This is a genomic window from Clostridium sp. AM25-23AC, assembly GCF_003435125.1.
In the GTDB taxonomy this organism is placed as follows: Bacteria; Bacillota; Clostridia; order Lachnospirales; family Lachnospiraceae; genus Pilosibacter; species Pilosibacter fragilis.
Map to the genome: position 1 here is coordinate 1 of NZ_QWGI01000062.1, position 4,790 is coordinate 4,790.

Here is a 4,790-nt window from a genome sequence, read left to right on the forward strand (position 1 = left end):
GGCGAGTATTATAATAACAAATCCCCATGGAAAAGTCAACCTCTTTTTCCAGTTTTTTTCAAAGTTTTTTCTTTTGTATATGCAATATCTACATTTTGTTATTAGACCTGTTTATTAATACTACATGTGGATAATTCATTAAATAAGCAGCCGTTCTGTGGATCTTATCCCCAGCAGAACAACTGCCTATCCCTTTCGCTTTCTCTATTATCACACACACACATCCAACATGCTCTAAATTCTCCGACGGGATTTTTGTCTTTCAATCCATGTTTTTACCACCAACATTGTAAGTACGAACACACATCAAACCGTTGCAGTCAATTTTTCTCCTGATTTTCCACACTCTTTAATCAGTTTCTTCTCCCGGAAGTACCTGCAGCGCATCCTGTACCGTGAAGAATACCAGGTTATCCAGCCAGCCGCCCTGTTTTCGGTTCTGTGCTGCCGTCATGACCGGATATTGCAGAATGCTCTTCTGATGCGTATAGTTCAGCCAGGAATCGATCCACCAGTCCTTCTCTTTTTCCCTGATGCCATAAGATACATATCCACGGCATCGCTCCCCGCGCCATGGCATCGAGAACTCTGCGAAGATACTGCTCGTCTCCCGGCTCTCATAAAACGGCCAGCTCTGCCCCATATCATAAGTCTCGTTTTCCAGAGACGCGTAATCCGCGGCATAGGAAATTTCCTTCTTATCATAAAGGACCTGTCCGGTCAGCCCGCCTTCTTCGAGCCAGCCACCATTCCGTTCCCGGCATGCCGGATATAGCTGCAAAGCCTCTGTACCACGAAAGCCCGGATCTTCATTCCACAGAAAATGATGGATGATCTTCCAGTGCCCTTCCTGCTCAAGTTCTACTGCAATTCCACTGAGTCTCAGTTCTTTATGAGGATACTCCCGCGAATACTGCGTGTAGCCTTCTGATCTTGTGACGATCTGCTCTCCGTCATTGATCGGATAATCCGTTTGCTGCAATCGTACCTGTCTGGCGTTCTTGCACGCTAAGAGATCTTCCTCCTTCAGATCATCCAGAATATCCTCCGGAAATCCAATCGAGACCAGATGCGTTTTTATCTCCTCGTATGCCGGATCCTGCGGTGCTTTCACCTCGTTCCATCTCATATGGTAGGAACCAAAGAATATGGTTCCGATTACAAGTCCTGCTGCGGTTAGAACAACTGCCCCTGCCGCACACTTCCCGTTGGAGACACGCATCGGAGGCTCTTCCAATACATACCCTGCCTTTTCCAGATTCTCAGCGGTATGTTTTAACTCCACAAGAATTCCAATATATGTCGCAAGAACAGCGATTCCAATGATCCAACCGCTGTCATTCATGTTCATAAGCAGTATAACGACTGCATACCAGATCACTAAATGGATCAGGATTTTGTTGTCCGCTTCCTTCTCCCGCTTTTTCAGCTCTGTCTGCATGCCGCAAAAAAAACAGGATGCTATGATCAGCGGCAATGCAAATGTCCATAAGAGCATGAATTGCCAAATATATGTATCATAAATTTGTCTTCTGTTGATAAAAGTTCCACTCACTATGGAAATCATTGTAATCACAACGTTGATCGCTGCCGCAGCATACCCCGCCTTAAACCATTTATCTTCCTGCTTCAATTTCCGTAATCCTGCAAATATCATAAGGATTCCTATGAACGGCAGAATATAATATAACAGAAGAAAATTCAGTTTGATCACGCAGAATCCCATCCCAACCAGAATATTCTCATACGTCTGCTTCCAGAGACTTGTCTTTTGATCCACCAGCTTATTTCCACCGTTTTCATTCTGGTCTTTTGAGAGATGTCCAGCGTTTTCCTGCGGACTCTCTTTCACACTCTGCTTCTCTGCACTCTCCCAAAACGACTCCTGCATCCAGATTCTGGTATCCATGTGATCCCTCCCTTTTATCTCAGTCGCGAAAACTCCCACCTCTTTCAGGTGGTATGTAACAGTAAATTTGTCTCGGTGGGCGTTAGGTCTCCGAACGTCCGAAGTTTTTTCGTATCCACAACCGCCACAATCCAGTCCATATCATATTTCGACACGATCCAATCCTTCTATCTATAAATATACCATAACTTCTTCCGCTATCAATCCACCGCGCTCAGTTTTAAGAAAAATGTAATCTATGTGGCAATTTTATGGCATTCCGATTACATTCCTCTTACGTTTTCTTACACTTTGTTGCATCGTATTGTATTTTCTGATACTTTCTGATACTGTGAATTTAGCGAAAAGGAATATACCTTTTTATGTGACAGGAAATTCCTCAAACTTTTCTGTTACACATGAGAATTTTGCAACAAAAGTCAAGGTCCAGAAAGGAGTTTCTATGAATTTGAATCATCTGATCATCCCTATCACCATTGCAGTCATTCTGATTCTGATCCTTGTCCTCATCACATGTGGATACGTGAAAGCTCCGCCGGATCAGGCTTATATTATTTCCGGTCTTAAGCATGACGCAAAGATCCTCATCGGACGTTCCGGAATCCGGATCCCGTTCTTTGAACGGATGGACCGTTTATATCTCGGACAGATGACCGTCGATATCAAAACGGAACAGTCCGTTCCGACAAACGATTTTATCAATGTCAATGTCGACGCGGTTGCCAAGGTACGGATCACCCCATCTCAGGAAGGGATCCGTCTGGCAGCAAAAAACTTCTTAAATAAGAAGCCCGAGGATATCACCATGGATCTTCAGGATTCCCTCCAGGGAAACATGCGTGAGATCATCGGTACTCTCTCCTTAAAGGAGATCAACACCGACAGGGATTCCTTCTCTGATCAGGTTATGCTAAAGGCATCCAAGGACATGGATAAGCTGGGAATCGAGATCCTGTCCTGTAATATCCAGAATGTCACTGACGATAATGGATTGATCCGGGATCTTGGTGCCGACAATACCTCAAAGATCAAGAAAGATGCCGCGATCGCAAAAGCCCAGGCAGACCGCGATATCGCTATCGCCCAGGCAGAAGCGAACAAATCTGCCAACGATGCCCGCGTACTTGCGGAGACAGAGATCGCGGAGAAAAATAACGAGCTGGAGATCCGTAAGTCAGAGCTTCAGAAGCACTCCGACACGAAGAAAGCGGAAGCGGACGCTGCTTATGAAATCCAGAAGCAGGAACAGGAAAAAACGATCCAGACAGCTACCGTAAATGCCCAGATCGCAAAGGCAGAGCGCGAAGCAGAGCTTCGGAAGCAGGAAGTTGCCGTTCAACAGCAGCAGTTAGACGCGGAAGTCAACAAGAAAGCCGATGCGGAGCGCTACAAGGTCGAACAGGAAGCCGCTGCCATGCTTGCAAAACGCCAGCGTGAGGCGGAAGCCAGAAAATATGAGTTAGAAAAAGAGGCGGAAGCCATGCGTACAAAGGCAGATGCCGCAAGATATCAGGCGGAGCAGGAAGCCGCCGGAATCCGTGCCCGCGGTGAGGCAGAAGCGGCTGCGATCCAGGCAAAGGCCGTTGCGGAAGCGGAAGGTATGGAGAAAAAAGCAGAAGCTTATGCGAAGTACAATAACGCCGCTATCGTCGAGATGTTAGTTGGCATCATGCCGCAGATGGCCGCAGAGATCGCGAAGCCATTGTCCTCTATCGACAAGGTCAATATCTACGGAACCGGCGGTGCAAACGGCACAAACGGAAGCGGAGTCAGCGAGATCTCCGGAAATACAGCAGCTGTCATGCAGCAGGTATTTGACACCATGTCCGAGGCCACCGGTGTGGATTTCCGGGATATCCTGAAAGCGCAGACATATGACGCAAAGGTAAACAGGAACATCAATGTCAGCGGACTTACGATCCCGGCTGTACATCGTGAACAGGCTGCAAATCCCGCAGCCGCAAAACCCGAATCCGGTACTTCCGATTTAAGCTCCGGCACGGGTGATCCGGCAATACCGTCCACACCAGACGCAGAAACCGTTCCGGAGAACCATACCTTGTAATTACATTTTTTAGTCCTGCTCTTTCCCAAGCATGGTAAGTGCAGATTTACAGACTTATTCCAATCTTCATATCCATACTCCCCCTACTTACCCAGGCAGTGCCTCTCACAGGACACTGCCTGGGTCTTTTAACAACAGTTTGCAAGAATTCTCCCATCCTCTTTAGGTGGTGAGATGAATTGCCTTTTGGGAAAATCATGCAATATCTGGCATCTTAAAACTGCACATATCTGTGTACATAAATGAAAACAAGTATAGAAGAACAAATGTTCTAAAAGACATAGACAAACAAGTGTTCCTGTGTTATGATATAATCAGTCGAACGTAAAAGGAAAGGCTGATTTTATGAGAAAATTGGACAGTAATGCGCATTCAGTATTTCTACTCTATTATCATTTGATTCTGGTTATAAAATACCGAAAAAAGATACTGACGGATCCTGTTTCTGATCGGGCCCGGGAGATTTTTGAATATATCGCTCCGAAGTATCATGTTACATTAGAGGAATGGAATCATGATCGGGATCATGTTCATATCATGTTCCGGGCCCATCCGAAATCGGAACTCAGCAAATTTATCAATGCGTATAAAAGTGCAAGCAGCCGATTGATTAAAAAAGAGTATCCGGAGATTCGGCAGAAGCTTTGGGAAGAAATGTTCTGGAGCCAGAGTTTTTGTCTGTTAAGTGCTCGTGGTGCACCCATTGAGGTTATTCGCCAGTACATAGAAACACAGGGAGAAAATAAGAGTGAACATCGTGTACCGTTTTCGGATTTACCCGAATAAATCTCAAAAAGAACTATTTGCAAGGACATT

The 4,790-nt window shown here is 45.6% G+C and carries 3 protein-coding genes; 2 read left to right on the top strand and 1 reads right to left on the bottom strand.

Features of this window, described 5'->3' with window-relative positions; all coding sequences use genetic code 11:
* Window positions 1-349: 349 nt before the first annotated feature.
* Complete coding sequence (locus DW677_RS17455) at window positions 350-1,909, bottom strand: hypothetical protein (protein ID WP_117567906.1); 1,560 nt, start codon at window positions 1,907-1,909, stop codon at window positions 350-352.
* Between the two features lie 442 nt (window positions 1,910-2,351).
* On the opposite strand from DW677_RS17455, the gene DW677_RS17460 reads away from it, so the two are divergent.
* Window positions 2,352-3,974, top strand: coding sequence for a flotillin family protein (locus tag DW677_RS17460; RefSeq protein ID WP_117485006.1), 1,623 nt, complete (start codon window positions 2,352-2,354; stop codon window positions 3,972-3,974).
* Window positions 3,975-4,319: 345 nt separating this feature from the next.
* Window positions 4,320-4,760 (top strand): IS200/IS605 family transposase, encoded by a 441-nt coding sequence (tnpA, locus tag DW677_RS17465; protein WP_117567907.1) that lies wholly within the window; start codon window positions 4,320-4,322, stop codon window positions 4,758-4,760.
* The last annotated feature ends 30 nt before the right edge of the window (window positions 4,761-4,790 follow it).